This is a genomic window from Acinetobacter sp. yr461, assembly GCF_900110445.1.
Lineage (GTDB): Bacteria > Pseudomonadota > Gammaproteobacteria > Pseudomonadales > Moraxellaceae > Acinetobacter > Acinetobacter calcoaceticus.
Window position 1 is genome coordinate 31,055 of the sequence record NZ_FODU01000003.1, and the last position, 21,469, is coordinate 52,523.

Consider the following 21,469-nt stretch of genomic DNA (forward strand, 5'->3'; position numbering starts at 1 on the left):
AGTTGCTTGTTTAATTGCAAACATAAATTACGCTATTTCCATGACGACAAAAAATAAATGGAGATAAACCATGCTTACACGTTTTTTACTGCCAATTTTCGGCACTACGGTTTTAATTACATTAGCTGGATGTGCTTCATCCTCTCAATCTCCTATAACCGAGAGCTATGGACCTGAACCAAAATTGCCCGAACCTAAATCAAGTTTATTTCCAATCGTAAATATAGCACCAGCAGAAGGCTGGCCGAGTGGTGTTATGCCAACACCAGCAGAAGGTTTGAAAGTAAAAGCATTTGCAAAAGGGCTTGAACATCCGCGTTGGCTTTATGTGTTACCCAATGGTGATGTATTGGTTGCTGAAACAGATGCCCCACCTAAACCAGAAGACGGTAAAGGGATTAAGGGTAAAATTATGACTTTTGTGATGAAGCGTGCAGGATCATCTCATCCGAGTGCCAATCGTATTAGTTTGCTTCGAGACACCAATGGAGACGGGATTGCCGATCAGAAAACGGTATTTCTCAAAGATTTGAACTCACCGTTTGGTATGGCATTAGTAGGTAATAATTTATATATCGCCAATACAGATGCACTTGTGCGTTTTCCTTATCAAGAGGGCGAAACTCAAATTACAGCAAGTGGAACCAAAGTATTGGACTTACCGGGTGGTCCTTTAAATCACCACTGGACCAAAAATGTGATCGCTAACCCAGCAGGGAGTAAGCTGTACATTACTGTCGGTTCTAACAGTAATGTTGCTGAAAATGGTATGGAAAAAGAAAAAGGTCGCGCACAAATTATGGAGTTTGATATTGCAAGTGGTCAGTCACGCCCATTTGCAACGGGACTGCGTAATCCAAATGGTATGGCTTGGCAACCTCAAAGCGGCAAACTTTGGACGGTTGTTAATGAGCGCGATGAAATTGGCAGTGATTTAGTACCTGACTATATGACGTCGGTTCAAGACGGTGCTTTTTATGGCTGGCCTTATAGCTACTATGGTCAACATGTAGATGTACGAGTAAAACCACAAAATCCTGAACTGGTCGCACGTGCACTTAAACCTGACTATGCACTAGGTAATCACACAGCCTCTTTAGGTCTTGCATTCTATGCAGCTGAACTCATGCCACAATATCGTGGTGGCGCATTCATTGGTCAGCATGGTTCATGGAACCGTAAACCGCACAGTGGTTATAAAGTAGTTTATGTTCCATTTAGAAGTGGTCAACCATCTGGTCCTCCACAAGATGTTTTAACAGGCTTTTTAAGTGACAAAGGCAAAGCTTATGGGCGCCCTGTAGGTGTAGCAGTTGATTTTTCAGGTGCCGTGTTAGTTGCAGATGACGTGGGCAATACGATTTGGCGTGTTTCACCAGTTGCTGAAACGACTTATGAAGCTCCAATGAAATATGCTATTGGAACCCCGCCAGGCACACCATAAAGTTTATTAACGATCATTTATTAGCATGGACGGCCTTTAAGCTTTATAGAGGCTCGTCCAACTGGCTATTATTTAATTTTTAAATAATTGAACGAAAAAAATACTAATTGGACTTTATAAGCCAACTTCTCAAAAATGAATATGTGAAAACAACAATGATGTTTAAGGATAAAACACATGAATACACATATTCGAATTGCCGTGGTTGGTGGCGGTATTGCTGGTCTGGCATTGGCAAGTAATTTAAGTAAACACGCTCATTTAGATGTCCAAATGTTTGAATCTGCACCTCAGTTTTCTGAAATTGGGGCAGGGATTTCTTTTGGTGCCAATGCAGTTAAAGCGATCGAACTGCTAGGTTTAGCCAATGAATATCACGCAATTGCAGATAAGGTATCTGCACCATTTCAAGATGTTTGGTTTCAATGGCGAAATGGTTATACCGATGAATATTTATCTGCATCGGTAGCGGCAGGTGTAGGGCAGTCTTCTGTTCATCGTGCAGACTTTCTAGATGCCATTATTCCTCACATGCCTACGCAAAATGTCCACTTTTCTAAACGCCTTGAGGCGATTGAAGAACATGATGATGTGGTGATTTTGCATTTTAGTGATGGTAGTCGGCACGAATGTGATTATTTGATTGGGGCTGATGGTATTCGCTCTGTTGCTCGCCAACATGTTTTAGCTACCCATGCTTTGCCGCCTGTTCATCCACGCTTTTCAGGAACTTGGGCATATCGTGGCATCATTTCACATGCTTCATTTAAAGCAGCTTTGCAGCAAATAGATGGTGATACAGACTTAGCTGATATTCCACAAATGTTATTGGGCAAAGATAAGCATATTTTGACGTTCCCAATTCGTAAGGGTGAGCAAATCAATATTGTTGCCTTTTGCTCAAATCGTGAAGATACGGTACTACCAACAGATACACCATGGACACGCCCTGTCGATAAAGCTCAAATGCTTTCCGATTTTTCAGACTGGAGCGAAAGCTGCCAAACATTACTCGGTTTAATTGAAGAGCCTACCATTTGGGCCTTACATGAAATTGAGGAGCTTTCGACTTATCAAAGTGCCTCGGGTCACGTGATTCTTATGGGTGATGCCGCACATGCTATGTTACCTCATCAAGGTGCTGGAGCAGGGCAAGGTCTCGAAGATGCTTTAATCCTTGCTGCCTTACTGGCGACAAAAAACTTACAAGTAGATCAGCTAACCGATGTGTCTTCAATTTATGAAAAGCTGCGTTTAAAACGAGCTTGCCGTGTTCAACAAACCTCTCGTGAGTCTGGCGAAATTTATGAGTGCTATTCAACTCAGTACTCAACGTTTGCAGAAATTGGCGAGCACCTTGAACATCGTTTTGACTGGTTGTGGCAACACGATTTAGAGCAAGATGTTACGGATGCACAGCAACAATTAAAACAGCTAGGAATCGCAACTATTTAAATCATGTGATGCTTTATAAACAATTTGCTAAGGAAAGCAATTATGGAAAAACTAAATGCAAATCAATTGATTGATGAGGCAAAGTTAACGCCATTGCATTGGCGAGTGATTTTGCTGAGTGCACTTATTATTATTTTTGATGGATATGATCTGGTCATTTACGGTGTTGCATTGCCTAAGCTCATGCAGCACTGGCAGTTAGATAGTATGACTGCTGGGCTTTTAGGTAGTGTTGCACTGTTTGGCATGATGTTTGGTGCAATGCTGTTTGGAAGTTTAGCGGACAAATTAGAATCTTATGGCTTTAGTCGTAAACGCCTTATTATGTTATGCATCATGATTTTTAGTGGTTTTACTGTGTTATGCGGTCTTGCCGATAGTCCAAAAGCGTTTGCAATTTACCGTTTCATTGCGGGCTTAGGTTTAGGTGGTGTAATGCCCAACGTTATTGCCCTAATGACAGAATATGCCCCCAAAAAGTTAAGATCTACCTTAGTTTCACTGATGTTTAGTGGTTACGCCATTGGTGGTATGGGCTCGGCACTTTTAGGCATGTGGTTGGTGCCTAATTTTGGTTGGCAAATCATGTTTATTTTGGCAGGCATTCCGTTGGTTCTATTACCGATTATTTGGAAGTATTTACCTGAATCGATTGATTATTTAATTCGCCAGAAGAAGTGGGATGAGGTACGACATTTACTTCAACAGTTAGCTCCGGAACAAAATATAAGTGTCCAGACCAATATTGTTTTACATCAGGAAAACCAACAAGTTGCTGCTCGTCCTTTGGTTGCCTTGTTTACCGAAAATCGTGCTCTGGTTACCGTCTTCTTTTGGCTCAGTGTTTTTATGGCTTTACTTATGGTGTATGCCCTAGGTAATTGGATACCAAAGTTAATGGTAGAAGCAGGCTACGACCTATCAACCAGTTTGGTATTTTTACTGGCGTTAAATTTAGGCGGAATGCTTGGTGCGATTGGAGGTGGTTTCTTTGCTGATCGTTTTCATTTAGGTAAAGTCATTTGTTCGCTGTTCTTAGCGGGTGCAATTTCACTTTACTTATTAAGCTATGCGTTACCTATGGTGATTTTATATCTCTGCATTGCTGTTGCAGGTGCGGCTTCTATTGGAGGGCAAATTTTATTACTGGCTTATATGGCGCAGTTTTATCCTTCCCCAATTCGCAGTACTGGCATTGGTATGGCTTTAGGCGTAGGGCGTATTGGCGCTATTTTGGGACCGATTTTGTGTGGTTGGCTTTTAAGTCTGCATTTACCAATTGAATATAATTTTATTGCTCTAGCCATTCCTTGTGTACTTGCCACATTGAGTGTTATCGCCATAAGTATTTGCAGTAAAACTAAACGAGTACTACTCAATTCAAGCATATCCCCATAAGTGTTAAGCATTTTTTATTCCGATAAAACAAACTAAACTCTAAATAAAGAAGCTAAAGTCTTTGTTTAGAGTATTTTAAGGATCAAGACCATGGATTTAGGTTTGATTAAAGTTTTTGTTTGTATTTATGAGTCTCGTCATATTAGTAAAGCTGCCGATAAATTAAATTTAAGCCAGCCTTCGGTCACTTATAATTTGAACCGTTTACGCCGTCAGTTAAATGATGAGTTATTTACCCGAAGTCGAGGAGGAGTGGAGCCAACAAAAGTCGCTCATGAACTCTATCCAATTTTCCATCAAGCGATTTTTAATATTGAATCGGCGATTGCTCAAGCACATGAATTTCACCCTGAAAACTCGAATAAAACGTTCAGAATTGGACTATCTGACGCAGGGGAAATTTGTCTTTTGCCTAGCCTTATGGCTTTTTTACAAAAAGCAGCCCCACATATTCAAATTGAAATTGAAGAGATTCGATCAGATAAGGTTGAGCAGTGGCTCATTGATGGTTTTTTAGATCTGGCTGTCTTTAATAGTACGCAGACAATAATGCCGAAAATAGAAACACGTACACTATTTGAAGAAAGATATGTATGTATTGCTAGAGCAGACCACCCAAGGCTACAGACTAAGCTTACTTTAGAGCAATATTTGCAAGAAGATCATGTTGCCATTAAATCATCGACAGGGCATATCCAAGTTGAGCAATATTTAAAAACAATGGATTTGAAGCGACGCATCCGTTTAGAAGTTCCTCATTTTAGTGTTTTACAAGGCGTTTTGCAGAGTTCAGATATGTTGGTGACATTACCGTCAAGAGCAGCTCGACATTATCTAGCTCATGGTAATGTCCAAATGTTTGAATTACCTTTCTCGATGGACTCATTTAAGGTGAGTTTAAATTGGTTTAATCGTAGCGATGATATTATTGCCAGAAAATGGTTGATTAAATCTGTTGGCCAAATATTTGAAGTTCTATAAAACCATTAACATCTGTGTTGAAAGTTATATTTAAAATTTAATTTTCAGGTTAATGGATCTGATCTGAGAAGTTAAAGTTCTTTCCAATTTATTATTAAATTTTGATAGCATTCGCGGCATACACAATAAGAACTGTTGATACGAATTATGACCGATCAATTAAGAGCAAAATTTGAAAATTTAGAACTTAACGCAGGTTTAGGGAAAATCAGCGCCTTTATTTCAATGTCACTCAGCTTACTTTGTTTATTTGGTGCTTTATGTTTTTTATTTCCCAGTGTATTAACGACACCAGAACTTCGTCCTCTTTACGCAAAGCACTATAATCTTTTCTATTATGGCCTGATTACAAGCATTGTGATTAGTGCTGGCTTTGGTGCATTTAGCGCGATTGTTCGTCAAAACCGATATGGGTTCTACGGGCTATGTTTTTCACTTGTGGCAGCAGTTTTGGGTTGCGGTGTAATTGAAGCACCCGTTTTACCAAGTGTACCGTTTTATGCAGGTATCGATTATTTTGTACTGACCTTATTCATTTTAGCGTTTGTCTTTATTCCGCTTGAAGGCTTTTTTGCTAAAAATCCTGAACAAAAAATATTAAGAGTTGGCTGGGTGACCGATATGAAATATTTCATGGTCAGCCATGTTGGGATTCAACTATTCAGCTTTTTAACGGTTATGCCAATTCAATATTGGATTACGCACCTGCCTGATAACCCGATTGTACCTTATGTACAAGCTCAACCAATTTGGCTGCAATTTATTGAGCTACTGATTGTGGTTGATTTTACGGTGTATTGGTTGCATCGCGCCATGCATGAAGTTAATTTCTTATGGCGCTTTCATGCGATTCATCATTCGACTGAATATATGGATTGGTTAGCATCTTCTCGTTTACATGTCATAGAAGTACTGATGACTCGCTTTATTGCGACTTTACCAATTTTCCTATTAGGTTTTCATACTTCAGCTGTTTTTGCTTATTTAGTTTTTATTTCGTTTCACGCTATTTTTATTCATTCCAATGTGCGTTTTCGCTTTCCATATTTACGCTGGATTATTGCAACACCAGAATTCCACCATTGGCATCATTCTTCAGAAAAACCAGCGATTGATAAAAATTATGCTGCTTTTATCCCACTCTATGATGTTATTTTTAAAACGGTCTATATGCCAAGTCATTTGGCAAGTGTATATGGAACGGTTGGCTATAAAATCCCAAATAGTTTTGTAAAACAGTTTACTTGGCCTTTTAAAAAGTATGTAAAGCGGTTTTTAAAACCTTGGCGTGATCAGTAAATCTTAAGTTTTAGCTTAATAAATGTAGAATGCTTAAATGACATGTTTAAGCATTCTTCTTGGCATCTGCCGCTGCAAAATGAGCCATTTGGTCAGCATGCGCTTTTTGAAAAGAAGGGCGTATAGTCGCTCTCTGAACATATGCGAGACAATGGGGAAATTCTGTCAACCCATCAAATTTATTCACCAAGCGTAATACGTCAGCCATAACAATATCGGCAATAGAAAATGACTGAGCTAGCCATTCGCGCTCTGCAAGAAATGACTCCATATGTTGAAGGCGAGACTGAAGAAAGGCATCAAATTGTTTGTGTGCGGGAGTATCTGTCTGAGCATTAGAAAATCTTAATAAAGCCCAAGGAAGGCTCGCCATTTCTACTGAATTAAGTGCTGCAAATAACCATTCTATAACTTCATTACGCTGTTTCGGATCTGTAGGTAAAAGTACACGACTACGTTCACCCAGATAAAATAAGATAGCGCCACTTTCAAAAATTGAAATATCACCATCTGTTAACCAAGGAACTTGCCCAAAAGGTTGGTGAGCAAAATGATCAGCTCCTCGCTCATAAAAAGATACGCTATTTATTTTATAGGGCATTTTTGCCTCTTCTAATGCCCATCTTATCCTTATATCTCTTACAAAACCTCGTGGTAATTCTGGAACCCAATCAAAAGTTGTTAAAATGAAATTATTCATGATAAATTTCCTTATATTTTATAATGATAACTCAAACGTACTTTTGAGCCTTTTACTTATTTCGCATCTAAACCCATCTTGCGAGTGAATCTTGATATTAAAAATAGTCTAACGAATTTGAATAGATATGAATGTAGCAATCAGAAGCTAAATTATTTATTTAAGTATTATTTGTTTTAAATTGTTTAAGTCAGCTTCATTTGAGGCTGACTTTTTTACAAATCATTATTTGCTTTTAATATTTTTAAAAATCATCACAAGGGCAATCAGAGCAAGGCCAATAATTAAACTCATATAAATATTAGCACTGTTCATAAGTCCAATTTTACCCACAAAATAACCTGCAAGAATTGCCGGAATACTAAAAGCCAAATAGCTTTCAACAAAAAATGCGGCCATAAGACCTGCACGTTCTTCTGGTAACGCAAGCGGCATGACTGTGCGAATTGCTCCCATAAAAGCGGTACCAAAACCCACTCCAGTAATAATAGAGCCTAAAAATAAAACCACTGCACTTGTAAAATTAATCGCTAAAAATAAAACGGTTGCCCCAATAATAATGGATAAGGTACCCGTGAGCAAAATACGAAAATTTGTAGATTTTCTTAGGGTTAATATGCCGGCTGCACCTGAAAGTGCAAGCGCCATAAACATAATTCCGTTTAGCCATGCAGAAGAGGTTTGAAAAATCTTTGCGAGTAAAGAGGGCATAAGTGATAAGAAAAAACCACTGACCATCCAAAGTGCAATGTTAATAGGGCTAATGCTTAATAAAGCACTTCTTGCTTGATGAGGAATAGCCATGTTGGGTTTTAAAGAAGCAAGTGCACCCGATCTTTTTTGCGCAGTTTCAGGATTAAAAAAACTTAAAATGAGCTGAAATGCAAATAGAACACATAAAAGCTCAAAAACGAGCTGCAAAGGTTGAGCTGAGAATTGCAAAATAGTACATGTAATAAAGATGCCAGCTGCCATACCGACCATTGGAGCAATACTATTAATCAGGGATCCTTGATGCTTGCTGAAATCTAAAATTGCGGCTCCTATGGCAGAAACAGCAAGTCCGGTCGCGATGCCTTGCAGCCCACGAGCAATAAATAGCATAGAAACATCTGAGGCAAAAAGGAAAAAGCTCATTGAAACGATTTGCAGAAAAATTGCCGAAAGAATGACAGGTCGACGTCCAATATAATCAGATAAAGAGCCAATAATGAGTAAAGAGGCAAGTAAGGTAAACGCGTAGGTCGCAAAAATTAAGGTTAATGTAACAGGCGAAAATTGCCATGCTTGCTGATACAAGCGATATAGAGGAGTCGGTGAGCTGGACGCGGCCATAAATGTCATGAGCGTGATCGTGTTTAAGGTCAACGCGACTCTTGAATCTAACCGAAAAACAGATCTAGACCGTTTCGAACTTGAATTGTTCATATAAGATGAATAACATAAAAGCGAATATTTAGCTTTTATACATTATTTTTACACTAAAGCAAATCCTTAGCTTTAGTGTATTTTGTGTATGCAAATAATATTTTAATTATTTTTTATTGAAGTAGAGCTGATTAATGGCAAAAGTTGTTACTGGGTTGCGACCAGGCGGCCGTAGTGAAAGAATTCAAACTGCGGTACATCAAGCAGTCAAAGAGCTTCAAAAAACATTGGAGCAAAGCCAAATCACCATACCCATGATTGCTCAGGAGGCAGGAGTAACACCTTCAACAATTTATCGCCGTTGGGGAGACATTAATCAATTATTTTCAGACGTTGCTCTAAATGAACTCAAACCCGATATGGAGCCAAAAGATTTAGGTTCATTTCAACTTGATGTTACCGCATGGGTCGAACAGTATTTTGAAGAGTATTCTTCTGAAGTAGGACAGGTCTTACTACGTGATGTTTTATATGCAGCTGAATCTTCAAATGCCCGACAATGCGAAACCTTAATTATTCAGCAACTCGATATTATTCAAGCTCGAGCAAGACTACGTCATGAATCAACCATATCGAATCAAGAAATTATCGAAGCCGTTATTGCTCCAATGCTGTTTAGAATCTTATTCACTGACCGCACCTTATGCTTGGACTATGTCCATATTTTATTAGAGCGGTTATTTAAGGCTCATCCCAATTTTAATTAATTTATAGCGGCCTATTAGGCTAAATATTTAACAAGAAATAGAGGCGGTTTCTTATTAAGAAATCATATATCAGTTTTTCTTATTATTTTTAAAATAAATTTTCATAATTTATAATTCATATGTTTTACACAAAATCATTTATTTACTAAATGATTGGCTTGGGGTGGATACACAAGCACCTATGGTGGGTTTTATCACTTTTTATGTTGTAAAATTTTAATATAAATAATAGCTTATTTAAAAAATTAACTATTTTTATGATATTTAAAGCCTAAAAATAAAATGTATTCTATACAATTTAACGCATGATTTTTGAATTTAACATTTTTTAAATTTATGACACAGGGTGTTTTTTATTCTTTACAATGGCTTTTCCTTGTTAAAGCAGCTTGTGGTGCTTGCTTTATATTTTATTTTTTTATCCCCATCGAAAAGGTATTTAGATAATGGATTTCAATACCCTTGACCAAGAAGCAGTACAGAAAAAACAGAAATTTCACCAAATTTTGTATGTACAGGTCATTTTTGCAATTATTTTGGGCATTTTAATTGGTCATTTTTACCCAGAACTTGGCGAAAGTTTAAAACCACTTGGTGATGCATTCATCAAGATCGTTAAAATGATTATCGCTCCCGTCATCTTTTTAACTGTTGTTACAGGCATTGCCAGTATGACAAACATGAGCCGTGTTGGCCGTGTAACTGGTAAGGCTATGCTCTACTTTTTAACCTTTTCAAGCTTGGCTCTTGTAGTTGGTATGATTGTGGCAAATATTATCCAACCGGGTAAAGGCCTTAACATTGATCCAGCTACCTTAGTCAACGACAAAGTAAATACTTATGTTGAAAAGGCGCACGCAACAAATATTACCGACTTCTTCATGAATATTATCCCGCAAACATTGGTCAGTCCTCTGGCTGGTGGCGAGATTTTACAGGTGTTATTTGTAGCGGTGCTATTTGGTATTTCTTTGGCTGCTTTGGGTGACCGAGCACGTCCAATTACCGATTTCTTAAATAACTTAACAGCTCCAGTTTTCTACTTGGTTGGTATGTTAATGAAGCTTGCCCCAATCGGTGCTTTTGGTGCAATGGCTTTTACGATCGGTGCGTATGGAATCGAATCAATTGGTAATTTATTACTGTTAATCATGACGTTCTACATTACTGCTGTATTATTTATTCTAGTAATTTTAGGTGCAGTAGCTCGTTATAACGGTTTTTCAATTATTCATTTAATTCGTTATATCAAAGATGAACTTTGGTTGGTTTTAGGAACAAGTTCTTCTGAAGCAGCTTTGCCATCTTTAATGGACAAAATGCAAAAAGCAGGTTGTGAAAAATCAGTTGTAGGTTTGGTCATTCCAACAGGTTATTCATTTAACCTTGATGGTACGAATATCTATATGACTATGGCGGCTCTGTTTATTGCGCAAGCTTGTAATGTAGATTTATCAATTAGTGAGCAAATTGCATTGCTTTTAGTCGCAATGGTAAGTTCTAAAGGGGCAGCAGGGGTGACTGGTGCAGGCTTTATTACTCTAGCTGCAACTTTATCGGTTGTACCAGCTGTTCCTGTCGCGGGTATGGCTTTAATTCTTGGCATTGACCGCTTTATGTCTGAGTGCCGTGCTTTAACAAATCTAGTGGGTAATGCATGTGCAACAATTGTTGTGGCACGTTGGGATAAAGCTTTAGATAAAGATCTTCTTGATAAAGCATTAAAGAACCCTAAAGCAGATTAACCTTACAAAAAAATCTGTAGCTAAGGGCAATTTGGGAGAGTAGCCCTGCTACAGATTTTTTTAATAACTAAAAATATATTTTAATTAAGCCATTCTAAAGTTCTGCAACATTACTTTTCTTTCAACAAAGACATTACTGTAATTAAAATCGAGTCGTGAAAAATTATGCTTTTAAGTGATCCTCAAACTCTTCACCTAATTGCATAGCTAATGAATTACCTGCTAACTCACAGGTCACCAAACCATATTCTTTTTTAAAACTAAAAGTAAAACCTTTCCCGTCAGCAAGATTTTTAACTGAATACCCTAACTTTTCTAACCAAATACGAAACGCAATCAAATTTTTAGCTTTAACAACCTTTTTCACGTGAGAACTCCTTCTATCCGTGGCATTACATCTTATTTATTAATAGGGTTTTAATTAGATTTTTTAAAGGGGAAAAACTTTTTTTTATTTTGCAACTTGTAAAAAAAGTAAGATAAAGAAATAAAAGATTTCATTTTTATAAAATTATGAGTCTGTTATGTAACTAAAAAATAATAACTTTTTATTTAAAGAGCTGTTTGTGTGGTGGTTTTTAAAAAATAAAAATTCAATGATATTTTTAAAATAATGAACAAATAAAAAATAGAGTAAATGTAAAAAATAATTACAGGCAACAGGTAATAAGCAAAAAGATACAGTTCTTAAAAATGAACCTGTATCTTCTTTAAAAGCTTAATTTTAGAAATTATCTTTAAGAGCACGCAGGTGGGCGAAGTCTTCAACACTTTCTGCGCGAAGAAAGGGGTTGGTTGCTAATTCAAGTTCAATCGTGCTTGGTAGGGTGATTAATCCTTGTTTACGTAGCTCACGGACTTCTTCAGCTCGTTCTGATAAGGCATGGTTATGCGGTTCTACCGTTAAGGCAAATTCGGCATTTGAAAGCGTATATTCGTGCGTGCAATATACTTTTGTATGGGTTGGTAATGCTGCTAAACGACTCAATGAGTGATACATTTGTTCAGCCGTACCTTCAAACAATCGACCACATCCCATTGCAAATAAGGTATCACCGCAAAATACAGCTTCTAATTCTTCAATAAAATAGACAATATGCCCTAAGGTATGACCTGGGGTTGCAATAATCTCTACTTTTAAATCATTAAATTTTAGATGATCGTCATGTTGTAAGGGGTGAGTAATTCCCGGAATTTTTGTGAGCTCATCGCGTGGGCCATACACAGTAATATTTTGGGCAGCCGTTAAATCAGCAACGCCCCCAATATGGTCTTTATGCCAATGAGTAAGCCAAATTTGTTTTAAATTTAACTGATTGTTCTGACAAAATTGAGTTACCAGTTCCGCTTCTGTTGGGTCGATTGCAACAGCTTCTTGGGTTTCAGTATCTTCTAAAATCCAGATATAGTTTTGGAGGGCATTCTGCACATCAATAAAATGAATTCTATAACGCATTGTTTTATCCTGAAACTAAATCCAAAGAGTAAATGAATAATGACTAATTCTGATCATACCAGAAAATGGTATTGAGCCATGCTCTCAACTGTCTTTAAGAACAGGGTGATATAAAACAAAAAAGCCCCCTAAACGAGAGCTTTTTTGTATGGATGATTTAACGGAGCTTGGCGAGCCAGTTTCCTAGCGTTTGTACAATCTGTACTAATAGCAATAGGATAATGACTGTTAAAATCACAACGCTAGTATCAAAACGTTGATAACCATAAGAAATCGCTAAATCACCAATACCACCTGCGCCAACTGCACCCGCCATGGCGGTTGCACCAATAAGACTGATTGTCGCTGTGGTAAGGTTTAAAATGAGTGAGCTACGTGCTTCAGGCAAAATAAAGCGAGAGATAATTTGCCAAGGTGTAGCACCCATCGCTTGAGCAGATTCAATAATCCCTTCATTTACTTCAAGCAATGAAGTTTCAATCAGACGTCCCATGTAAGGGCCAACGTAAATAGTCAATGGAACAATAGCTGCCCACGTACCAATTGAAGTACCTACTAATAGCTTAGTAAGAGGAATCACTGCAATGAGTAAAATAATAAAAGGAAGAGAACGTAAAGCATTTACAATTGGATTAAGTAAATGATAAATCACTTTATTGGGTAAAATGCCTTCTGGACGGGTAACTAATAACATAATTCCCTGAATAAATCCCCAAATTCCGCCAAACAAAAGTGCAAAGAAAACCATATGAAAGGTTTCTTGCAAAGCTGTTACGAACTGATCAATAGAAAGGGAACTGTGCCAGAAAGGTTGAGTAAGTTCAGTTAACCACTGTACGATTAAATCTCTCATACTTGATCTCCTGATTGAACTACACCTACTTCATTTTGTTCCAAAAACTCAATAGCTTGTTTAATTAGCTGAGGATCACCTAAAAGCTGCACAAACATTTGACCAATGACTGTGCCATTAATTTCAGTCATGTTGGCAAATAAAATATTTAAGCTAATATCGAATTTTTTAATCAGTGACTGAATTACAGGTTCTTGAGCAGAACGCCCTAAAAACTGTAAACAGTAAATACTATGATGATGTTGGTTTTCGAGCTGATTTAAAATATTCACAGGCAACTGTTGATGTAAAACAGTTTGAATGAAGTTTTTAGTGGTTGGATGTTGAGGTTTACTAAAGATATCAATCGTTGAACCTTGTTCAATGACTTTACCTGCTTCCATCACAGCCACATGATCACAAATAGTTTCAATGACATCCATTTCATGGGTCACCATAACAATCGTGATTTTTTGCTCTTGATTAATTTTCTTGAGTAGTTCTAAAACTGACTTGGTGGTTTGCGGGTCTAGGGCAGAGGTTGCTTCATCACATAAAAGAATCTTTGGATGATTTGCCAAAGCACGGGCAATACCGACACGTTGCTTTTGTCCGCCAGAAAGTTCATCTGGATAAGCATCTTTTTTATGCTTAAGATCAATGAACTCTAATAACTCATTTAAGCGCTTTTCACGTTCTACTTTATTGTAATTCAGTAGTCGCATTGGCATTTCGATATTTTCAGCAACCGTCTTGGTTTGTAGCAGATTGAAGTGCTGAAAAATCATGCCAATACTTGCACGTTCCTGACGTAATGAGCGTGCATCCAAAGCGGTGAAATCTTTCTGATTAATAATGATTTGACCTTCTGTTGGTCGCTCAAGTAGGTTGATCAGGCGGATTAAGGTACTTTTACCTGCACCACTATAGCCAATGATGCCAAAAATACTGCCCTCTGGAATCTCTAAATTGATTTGGTCGAGTGCGCGTATGGTTTGACTTTTGAGCTGATAGTGCTTTGAAATGTTTTTAAATTGAATCATATCGTCAGAAGCTATGCTGGAAAGAAAAAACAGGCAAAGAGAATTTGCCTGTTTCACGTTTCCGCTATTATATTACTATTTAGCTTCTGAGAGATAGCTGATTGGTTGATCTACGTCAACTTTTGTTCCACCAAAACGCTCTGTTACATATTTTTTAGCTGCTGCACTGTGATATAGCTGACCAACTTTTTGCAAAACTGCATCATTTTTACGTGAATCAGCAGTTGCAAGAACGTTGACATTAAGTCGTGTGCTTTGATCAACAGGCTCATAGAAAATAGAATCTTTGAGTACGTTCAAACCACCTTCCATTGCTAAGGTGTTACCTAATACAACGGCATCAACTTCGTCTTTAATACGTAATGCAGTTGCCATTTGGATTGGTTTGATATCGATCTTTTTACTATTTTCGATGATATCGTTTGGACTGCCTTGAGCTGGGTTAAAATCAGCTTTAAGTTTGATTAAGCCAGCTGTTTGTAATAAAAGTAAAGCACGAGCTTCGTTGGCAGCATCATTTGGGATTGCAATAATTGCGCCCTCTGCGAGCTCATCAACTTTTTTGTGTTTACTCGAATAGATACCCATTGGCTCAAGATATGTGGTAGAAACTGGTGCAATTTTATCTTGGTTTGATTTATTAAATGCAACAAGATAAGCATAAGATTGGAAAGCGTTCAGATCTACTTCTTTGTTTGCAATGGCAGCATTCATAGAAACATAGTCTGTGAAGTTTTTCACTTCTAACTTTAAGCCAGCAGCTTGGGTTTCAGGCAACGTTGCGATATAACGCCAAATATCAGCATCTGAACCTGTAGAGGCAATTACTACCGTTTGTACTTGGGAGCTATCATTGTTTTGGTTTGTTTGTGGAGCACTTTCTTGTTTACCACATGCTGCCAATAGCACTACTGACATACTTAAAAAAAGACTGATCAGCTTTTTCATTTAAAAAAGTCCTGATTGAGGAGATATAGAAAAATAAGTATTGATCTATATCTATATGAAATGGGAGGAGTTGGAATTACAACTGGTTTAAACTCTGGTATCTTTTGGTGGGGTTTCATAATTTGCTTGCATATTTTGGCGGTAAGAGAGGGTAATTGTTTTATAAACAAAAACTGTTTCCCCAAACAGTTAATCCCCAAACATTAGCCAAACGAGTGTTCATAAACTTAGAACATTAAAAACTCTCTACAGTCATAATGTGTAGAGCAAGTCACTATGAAAATTATTAAAACAGCAGTGTTTATTGACAGTTCCAACGTTGTGCTAATCATATCAATAAAAGTGTGCTTGATATAGGGGGCTTCTTTTTTATTTATTGATATCTTTAGAAATATAATAAAGATTTATACGATTTGCTTATATTGTGTCACATGATAGAAAAGCCTCTATATAGAGGCTTTTCATTAAAGTTTTAAACTTGTGAAGTTTTTAAGCTTTTTCACGTGCGATTGCGCGGTAGCCAATGTCGCTACGGTATTGCATACCCGTAAAGTTAACTTGTCCGCATACTTCTAGCGCGTTAATTTGTGCTTCCAGAACGCTGTCGCCTAATGCTGTTACACAAAGAACTCGACCACCAGAAGTCACGATGTGACCATCTTCACGAGTTGCAGTGCCTGCATGGAAAATTTTAGTATCTTCAGGTGATTGTCCGATACCTGAAATTACATCGCCTTTGCGTACACTATCTGGATAGCCTTCTGCTGCGAGTACAATACCGATTGACTTGCGTTCATCCCATTCAGCTTCTTTTGGTAACTTACCAGCAATACCAGCTTCTACCAATTCAACAAGAGATGATTTTAAACGCATCATGATCGGTTGGGTTTCAGGGTCACCAAAACGACAGTTAAACTCGATCACACGTGGTTGACCTTGCTCATCAATCATTAGGCCAGCATATAAGAAACCAGTGTAAACATGTCCGTCAGCAGCCATACCTTCTACGGTTGGGTGCATGATTTCAGACATAACACGTTCAAAAATGTCAGAAGTTACAACTGGAGCAGGAGAGTATGCGCCCATACCGCCAGTGTTAGGACCTTGATCGCCTTCAAAAATACGCTTGTGATCTTGTGAAGTTGCCATTGGTAAAATATTTTTACCATCAATCATACAAATGAAAGAGGCTTCTTCACCTGCAAGGAACTGTTCAATCACTACGCGTGAACCAGCATCACCAAATTTGTTGCCCGCAAGCATGTCATCAATTGCTGCAAAAGCTTCTTCGTTGGTCATTGCAACGATTACACCTTTACCAGCAGCAAGGCCGTCAGCTTTAATTACAATTGGTGCACCATTTTTTTCAACATAAGCTTTAGCTGCATCTACTTCAGTGAAAACGTCATAGAAAGCAGTAGGAATGTTGTGACGCTTTAAAAAGTGTTTAGCAAATGCTTTTGAGCCTTCAAGCTGTGCTGCATATTGAGTAGGTCCCCAAATTTTTAAACCTGCTTCACGTGCAGCATCTACCACACCATTAACTAATGGTGCTTCTGGACCAACAATAATAAGATCAACATTATTTTCTTTAGCAAAAGCAATGATTGCTGGGTTGTCTAAAATATCAAGCTGAACGTTAAGACATTTGTCTTCTGTTGCAGTTCCAGCATTACCTGGTGCAACCAAAACTTGAGTAACATTGGTATCTTGCGCAATTTTCCATGCTAAAGCATGTTCACGACCACCACTACCTAAAACTAAAATATTCATTTTTAATTTGTTCCTTAACTTTAATCCTTTTTCATCCCCCTCATATCCCTCAAGGTGGAGAGTTAGCTCCATTATTGTGGAAAACCCTCCTGAATGAAAGGAGGGTTAGGGAGGACTAAATTTAAATTAGTGGCGGAAGTGGCGCATACCAGTGAAGACCATCGCAATACCAGCTTCATCAGCTGCTGCAATAACTTCCTCATCACGCATAGAGCCACCTGGTTGAATAATGCATTTAATGCCAGCTTTAGCAGCATTATCAATACCGTCACGGAACGGGAAGAATGCATCAGATGCCATTACAGCGCCTTCAACAACCAAACCAGCATGTTCAGCTTTAATGGCAGCAATACGAGCTGAGTTAACACGGCTCATTTGACCTGCACCTACACCAATAGTTTGGCGGTTTTTCGCATAAACAATTGCATTTGATTTTACATATTTCGCAACTTTCCAAGCAAAGATGAGGTCATCAATTTCTTGTTCAGTTGGTGCGCATTTGGTTACTACTTTAAGATCATCTTTAGTAATCATACCTAAGTCTTGATCTTGAACTAATAAACCGCCATTAACGCGTTTGTAGTCAAGTTGTGGTGTACGTGCGTCAATCGCAGGTAATTCGCCACAAACTAAAACACGTACGTTTTTCTTAGCGCCAGTAACTTCAAGCACGCCATCAGCAATACTTGGAGCAATAATTACTTCAACGAATTGACGCTCTACAATTGCTTGAGCAGTTGCAACATCTAACTCACGGTTAAATGCAATAATACCGCCGAAAGCAGATTCTGGGTCAGTCGCATAAGCTAAATCATAAGCAGCTTTAATGCCGTCTAAAGAAACAGCAACACCACAAGGATTAGCGTGTTTTACAATCACACAAGCAGGTTTTGCAAATGATTTCACACATTCAAGTGCAGCATCTGTATCTGCAATGTTGTTATAAGACAATTCTTTGCCTTGTAACTGTTTTGCCGTAGAAACTGACGCTTCTTTTGCATTTGCTTCAACGTAAAATGCAGCAGATTGATGTGGGTTTTCACCGTAACGTAAATCTTGTGCTTTGTTCAATTGAGTATTGAACGTACGAGGGAATAAATCAGCTTCGCCTTCGGTCTTACCAACGCGAGCGCCTAGGTAAGAAGCGATCATGCCGTCATATTGAGCTGTATGTTCAAATGCTTTAACCGCTAAATCGAAGCGTGTTTCATAAGAAAGTGAACCAGCAGCTTTTAATTCAGTAATAACTGTATCGTAATCTGAAGCATTTACCACAATACCGACAGAAGCGTGGTTTTTAGCAGCAGCACGAACCATTGTTGGACCGCCGATGTCGATATTTTCGATAGCATCAGCAAGTGAACAGTTAGGTTTTGCAACTGTTGCAGCGAATGGATAAAGGTTCACAACAACAAGATCAATCGGATCAATGTTGTGTTCTTCCATTACTGCTTCGTCTAAACCGCGACGAGCGAGAATACCGCCATGAATTTTTGGATGTAATGTCTTAACACGACCATCCATCATTTCAGGGAAGCCAGTATGTTCAGATACTTCAACCACAGCGATATTATTATCTTTAAGCAACTTGTATGTGCCGCCTGTAGATAATAGTTCTACCCCTAAAGCTGCAAGGTTTTGAGCAAATTCGACAATTCCTGTCTTGTCAGATACAGAAATCAAAGCACGTTTAATAGTCATGATGTTTAATTCAACAATTTCAAGTCTACGGATTAAAACCAATAAGCATAAAAAAATGCCCACGACGTCGTGAGCATTTTATCATTTATTCACTCATCAAACCGTGAGCTTTTAACTTTTTGCGTAAAGTGCCACGGTTGAGTCCAAGAATCTCTGCAGCACGGGTCTGATTACCACGTGTATATTCAAGAACTACAGATAAAAGAGGTTTCTCCATTTCTGCTAGCACCATGTCATATACCTGAGATGGCTGCTCACCTTGCAATTGTGCAAAATAATGACGAACTGCGCGATCCACGTGGATGCGAAGAGCAACATCAGATTGTGCAGTAAAAATAGGAGATTTGCTATTCATGCGAGTTAATCCGAAAATCAAATACTAGCTTGGATAAAGTAGTATATAAATGTGGTCTAAAAATACGGAGTCCTGTTTTAGATCCTAAAACAGTGACTCTAAAACATAAGAACAATTAGCTTGCCATATTTCTTCGTATTGAATAAAAAATAAGCGTAACAATAGTTAAATATTTGTTACAGCTCCCTCAAAAACAAAAAAAGTTAGGCTATGTGCTTAATGTAGAAAAGCACACATGCTTAACAGTATTTTTTTTGGATTGAGAGCGAGGAGTATATGAGTCAAAGCTTTCGTGGCGCGTATCATACCATTGTCTAGGAAAAAGTGAGCAAATTAACTGCATTTTTTTTTATTTTTTTTTCACTTTTTTTACATTTTAGGGGTGGACAATTTCTAATCGATAATTTAGTAGGCTTTTTTTGCTTCTGTTTAGCTCAAATTGGAATCGGAAAGGGGTATTCGAGGGAATGCGCTGAATACCTCGTAAGTTTTCAACAAGATATTGTTGAGGCGTCAATATAATTTCTTCTGTTTTGTTTGACTCTGTTGCAAAACTCAACTTTAGGTTTGGAAGTTCAATACTTTTATCATTCTGATTAAGCAATATGCCTGAAAATTGCGTATGACTTGTGTCAACTTTGCGGAGTTTTAACTTTTCTATATAAATAAGTTGATATTGTTCAGCTGACTTATTGCAGTGCAGTATTCCACATACATAATTAAATGCATGGCTGACGGTTGGGCTTGCATGCATGAGCTTAGGGTTAAACCAGAGAATTTGAAAAGTGAAGACTAAAATTAAAATAAGGTTGGCAGAGCTCCAGAGCGTGTAGTACAACCAGCTATGCTTTTTATTATTGTCTTGTTCTTGTGAAGATGCTTGTTCAGCTAAATTAAGATTTGGTAGAGCGTTAATAGGTTCGTTGTGAAAATAATTTAAGTTGTTGAGATAGGTTAAAAGATCAATATTTGAATTCTCAACTTTTTGATCAAAGATATCTAACACGTGAGAATGTGTCATATATCTATTTTGCATTGAACCGTTGACTAATGTAGATGAGTTAACCATGACAGGCTGTTCAATATCAATCAGATGGGTGAGTGCATTAAAGCTCGAATCACATTTAGGGCAACAAACCATACCCTGAGCAACAGTTAATTGAGTAAGAGACACTTTATAGACTGTTAAGCATTTAGGGCAGCGGGTTTGTTTTTCATTCATGAGTTAAAATATTCTCAATTTATTATTTGCGTTTTCCTGAAATGCGACACCAATTTTCTTCGCGTTTTTCGACATCTAATATATCAAAAAATTCAGAATAAACACGTGAAACATCAGCAACTTGCTCTTCAATTACACCTGCAAGTGCGAACTCACCGTCAGATTTAAGTAAATTTGCAAACTCCGGCGCAAGTGCCATTAGTGGACCCGCTAAAATATTTGCAACTAAAACATCTGTCTGTTGAGGTTTAAACTCTTGATCGAATTCTTCAGGAAGACCTACATATAGTCGATCTAATACGCCATTAAGTTCAGCATTTTGTTTTGTTGCTAAAACAGCCTGAGGGTCAATATCAGTGGCATATACTTTTTTAGCGCCTAATAATAAAGCGGCTACACCTAAAATGCCTGAACCACAACCATAATCAATGACGATCTTATCTTTAACGTCAGTTTTACCTAGCCATTGTAAGCATAAGAAAGTACTTGCGTGGTTACCTGTACCAAACGCAAGACCTGGGTCTAGCTTAATATTAGTTGCATCAGCTTCTGGTGGCTCTAGCCATTCAGGTACGATCCAGAACTTTTCCCCAATTTGAATTGGCTCGTAATAGTCCATCCAAGCGCGTTCCCATACTTGATCTTCAAGTTCTTCATGACGGATAGGAGCGTCTGGAAGTTGAGCTTTTAAGAAAGCTTCTAAAGTGTCGACATCAATAGGGTCTTGTTCGTCTTGTTGATAAATGCCTGTCACAATCACTTTATTCCATAAAGGTGTTTCACCTGGTAATGGTTCTAATAAAGCCTGATCTTCAGCATCATCCAGAGTTACGCTTACCGCACCTAGAGACATTAAAAGTGTTTCTGTGAACTCAACTTGTGCTTGATCAACGGTAATGTGTATTTGTAACCACTTCACGAAAAGGACCTAAAAATTTATTTAAAGGCGCATTGTAGCTGACTAGACAGTTTTAAAAAAGAA

Annotated in this window: 19 protein-coding genes; 7 read left to right on the forward strand and 12 right to left on the reverse strand. The window is 37.9% G+C overall.

Annotation, left to right across the window (positions count from 1 at the left end; translation table 11 throughout):
* Window positions 1-70: 70 nt before the first annotated feature.
* From BMW38_RS06475 to BMW38_RS06495, 5 genes are all read left to right on the forward strand, one after another.
* On the forward strand, window positions 71-1,444 hold the full coding sequence (locus tag BMW38_RS06475) for a PQQ-dependent sugar dehydrogenase (protein WP_092706713.1): 1,374 nt from the start codon (window positions 71-73) through the stop codon (window positions 1,442-1,444).
* Window positions 1,445-1,621: 177 nt separating this feature from the next.
* Complete coding sequence (salA, locus tag BMW38_RS06480; protein ID WP_092706715.1) at window positions 1,622-2,899, forward strand: salicylate 1-monooxygenase; 1,278 nt, start codon at window positions 1,622-1,624, stop codon at window positions 2,897-2,899.
* A gap of 42 nt (window positions 2,900-2,941) precedes the next feature.
* Window positions 2,942-4,297: an MFS transporter gene (locus BMW38_RS06485; RefSeq protein WP_092706717.1), complete on the forward strand. Its 1,356-nt coding sequence runs from the start codon at window positions 2,942-2,944 to the stop codon at window positions 4,295-4,297.
* Window positions 4,298-4,387: 90 nt separating this feature from the next.
* Window positions 4,388-5,278: a LysR family transcriptional regulator gene (locus BMW38_RS06490; protein ID WP_092706720.1), complete on the forward strand. Its 891-nt coding sequence runs from the start codon at window positions 4,388-4,390 to the stop codon at window positions 5,276-5,278.
* Between the two features lie 147 nt (window positions 5,279-5,425).
* Entirely contained in the window at window positions 5,426-6,577 is a 1,152-nt protein-coding gene (locus BMW38_RS06495) for a sterol desaturase family protein (protein ID WP_092706722.1), read from the forward strand.
* 46 nt (window positions 6,578-6,623) lie between these two features.
* On the opposite strand, the gene BMW38_RS06500 is transcribed toward BMW38_RS06495, so the two are convergent.
* Complete coding sequence (locus tag BMW38_RS06500; RefSeq protein ID WP_092706724.1) at window positions 6,624-7,277, reverse strand: glutathione S-transferase family protein; 654 nt, start codon at window positions 7,275-7,277, stop codon at window positions 6,624-6,626.
* Between the two features lie 225 nt (window positions 7,278-7,502).
* The gene (locus BMW38_RS06505; RefSeq protein WP_213031112.1) at window positions 7,503-8,705 is read right to left on the reverse strand and encodes an MFS transporter; all 1,203 of its coding nucleotides are present in this window, start codon (window positions 8,703-8,705) and stop codon (window positions 7,503-7,505) included.
* A gap of 134 nt (window positions 8,706-8,839) precedes the next feature.
* On the opposite strand from BMW38_RS06505, the gene BMW38_RS06510 reads away from it, so the two are divergent.
* Both BMW38_RS06510 and BMW38_RS06515 read left to right on the forward strand, forming a co-directional pair.
* Complete coding sequence (locus tag BMW38_RS06510) at window positions 8,840-9,412, forward strand: TetR/AcrR family transcriptional regulator (protein ID WP_092706728.1); 573 nt, start codon at window positions 8,840-8,842, stop codon at window positions 9,410-9,412.
* Between the two features lie 446 nt (window positions 9,413-9,858).
* Entirely contained in the window at window positions 9,859-11,157 is a 1,299-nt protein-coding gene (locus tag BMW38_RS06515; protein WP_003652519.1) for a dicarboxylate/amino acid:cation symporter, read from the forward strand.
* 163 nt (window positions 11,158-11,320) lie between these two features.
* Here BMW38_RS06515 and BMW38_RS06520 read toward each other — a convergent pair whose 3' ends face one another.
* The 10 genes from BMW38_RS06520 to prmA all read right to left on the reverse strand — a co-directional run bounded on the left by BMW38_RS06520 (window position 11,321) and on the right by prmA (window position 21,406).
* Complete coding sequence (locus BMW38_RS06520; protein WP_003652518.1) at window positions 11,321-11,524, reverse strand: hypothetical protein; 204 nt, start codon at window positions 11,522-11,524, stop codon at window positions 11,321-11,323.
* Window positions 11,525-11,881: 357 nt separating this feature from the next.
* On the reverse strand, window positions 11,882-12,613 hold the full coding sequence (gene gloB, locus BMW38_RS06525) for a hydroxyacylglutathione hydrolase (RefSeq protein WP_092706730.1): 732 nt from the start codon (window positions 12,611-12,613) through the stop codon (window positions 11,882-11,884).
* A gap of 157 nt (window positions 12,614-12,770) precedes the next feature.
* Window positions 12,771-13,466 carry a methionine ABC transporter permease gene (locus BMW38_RS06530; RefSeq protein WP_092706732.1) on the reverse strand — a complete coding sequence of 232 codons (696 nt, stop codon included), beginning with the start codon at window positions 13,464-13,466 and terminating at the stop codon, window positions 12,771-12,773.
* The gene (locus tag BMW38_RS06535) at window positions 13,463-14,488 is read right to left on the reverse strand and encodes a methionine ABC transporter ATP-binding protein (RefSeq protein WP_003652515.1); all 1,026 of its coding nucleotides are present in this window, start codon (window positions 14,486-14,488) and stop codon (window positions 13,463-13,465) included. The genes BMW38_RS06530 and BMW38_RS06535 overlap by 4 nt, the downstream gene beginning before the upstream one ends.
* Window positions 14,489-14,563: 75 nt before the next feature.
* Window positions 14,564-15,436: a MetQ/NlpA family ABC transporter substrate-binding protein gene (locus BMW38_RS06540; RefSeq protein ID WP_004643345.1), complete on the reverse strand. Its 873-nt coding sequence runs from the start codon at window positions 15,434-15,436 to the stop codon at window positions 14,564-14,566.
* 489 nt (window positions 15,437-15,925) lie between these two features.
* Complete coding sequence (gene purD, locus BMW38_RS06550; protein ID WP_092706734.1) at window positions 15,926-17,209, reverse strand: phosphoribosylamine--glycine ligase; 1,284 nt, start codon at window positions 17,207-17,209, stop codon at window positions 15,926-15,928.
* 126 nt (window positions 17,210-17,335) lie between these two features.
* The gene (purH, locus tag BMW38_RS06555) at window positions 17,336-18,910 is read right to left on the reverse strand and encodes a bifunctional phosphoribosylaminoimidazolecarboxamide formyltransferase/IMP cyclohydrolase (RefSeq protein ID WP_092707137.1); all 1,575 of its coding nucleotides are present in this window, start codon (window positions 18,908-18,910) and stop codon (window positions 17,336-17,338) included.
* A gap of 85 nt (window positions 18,911-18,995) precedes the next feature.
* The gene (gene fis / locus BMW38_RS06560; protein ID WP_001086304.1) at window positions 18,996-19,265 is read right to left on the reverse strand and encodes a DNA-binding transcriptional regulator Fis; all 270 of its coding nucleotides are present in this window, start codon (window positions 19,263-19,265) and stop codon (window positions 18,996-18,998) included.
* A gap of 376 nt (window positions 19,266-19,641) precedes the next feature.
* A complete protein-coding gene (locus tag BMW38_RS06565; RefSeq protein ID WP_092706737.1) occupies window positions 19,642-20,487 on the reverse strand; it encodes a zinc-ribbon and DUF3426 domain-containing protein in 846 nt (281 codons plus the stop codon).
* A 22-nt stretch (window positions 20,488-20,509) separates the two neighbouring features.
* Window positions 20,510-21,406, reverse strand: coding sequence for a 50S ribosomal protein L11 methyltransferase (prmA, locus tag BMW38_RS06570; RefSeq protein ID WP_092706739.1), 897 nt, complete (start codon window positions 21,404-21,406; stop codon window positions 20,510-20,512).
* Window positions 21,407-21,469 lie beyond the last annotated feature (63 nt).

Excerpts from the sequence above, each read along its gene's own strand:
- BMW38_RS06565 (WP_092706737.1), bottom strand. The coding sequence starts at position 20,487 with ATGAATGAAAAACAAACCCGCTGCCCTAAATGCTTAACAGTCTATAAA.
- BMW38_RS06540 (WP_004643345.1), bottom strand. The coding sequence starts at position 15,436 with ATGAAAAAGCTGATCAGTCTTTTTTTAAGTATGTCAGTAGTGCTATTG.
- BMW38_RS06530 (WP_092706732.1), bottom strand. The coding sequence starts at position 13,466 with ATGAGAGATTTAATCGTACAGTGGTTAACTGAACTTACTCAACCTTTC.
- BMW38_RS06485 (WP_092706717.1), top strand. The coding sequence starts at position 2,942 with ATGGAAAAACTAAATGCAAATCAATTGATTGATGAGGCAAAGTTAACG.
- salA (WP_092706715.1), top strand. The coding sequence starts at position 1,622 with ATGAATACACATATTCGAATTGCCGTGGTTGGTGGCGGTATTGCTGGT.
- BMW38_RS06535 (WP_003652515.1), bottom strand. The coding sequence starts at position 14,488 with ATGATTCAATTTAAAAACATTTCAAAGCACTATCAGCTCAAAAGTCAA.
- BMW38_RS06510 (WP_092706728.1), top strand. The coding sequence starts at position 8,840 with ATGGCAAAAGTTGTTACTGGGTTGCGACCAGGCGGCCGTAGTGAAAGA.
- BMW38_RS06500 (WP_092706724.1), bottom strand. The coding sequence starts at position 7,277 with ATGAATAATTTCATTTTAACAACTTTTGATTGGGTTCCAGAATTACCA.
- BMW38_RS06490 (WP_092706720.1), top strand. The coding sequence starts at position 4,388 with ATGGATTTAGGTTTGATTAAAGTTTTTGTTTGTATTTATGAGTCTCGT.
- BMW38_RS06475 (WP_092706713.1), top strand. The coding sequence starts at position 71 with ATGCTTACACGTTTTTTACTGCCAATTTTCGGCACTACGGTTTTAATT.
- purD (WP_092706734.1), bottom strand. The coding sequence starts at position 17,209 with ATGAATATTTTAGTTTTAGGTAGTGGTGGTCGTGAACATGCTTTAGCA.
- gloB (WP_092706730.1), bottom strand. The coding sequence starts at position 12,613 with ATGCGTTATAGAATTCATTTTATTGATGTGCAGAATGCCCTCCAAAAC.
- BMW38_RS06515 (WP_003652519.1), top strand. The coding sequence starts at position 9,859 with ATGGATTTCAATACCCTTGACCAAGAAGCAGTACAGAAAAAACAGAAA.
- fis (WP_001086304.1), bottom strand. The coding sequence starts at position 19,265 with ATGAATAGCAAATCTCCTATTTTTACTGCACAATCTGATGTTGCTCTT.
- BMW38_RS06505 (WP_213031112.1), bottom strand. The coding sequence starts at position 8,705 with ATGAACAATTCAAGTTCGAAACGGTCTAGATCTGTTTTTCGGTTAGAT.
- BMW38_RS06495 (WP_092706722.1), top strand. The coding sequence starts at position 5,426 with ATGACCGATCAATTAAGAGCAAAATTTGAAAATTTAGAACTTAACGCA.
- purH (WP_092707137.1), bottom strand. The coding sequence starts at position 18,910 with ATGACTATTAAACGTGCTTTGATTTCTGTATCTGACAAGACAGGAATT.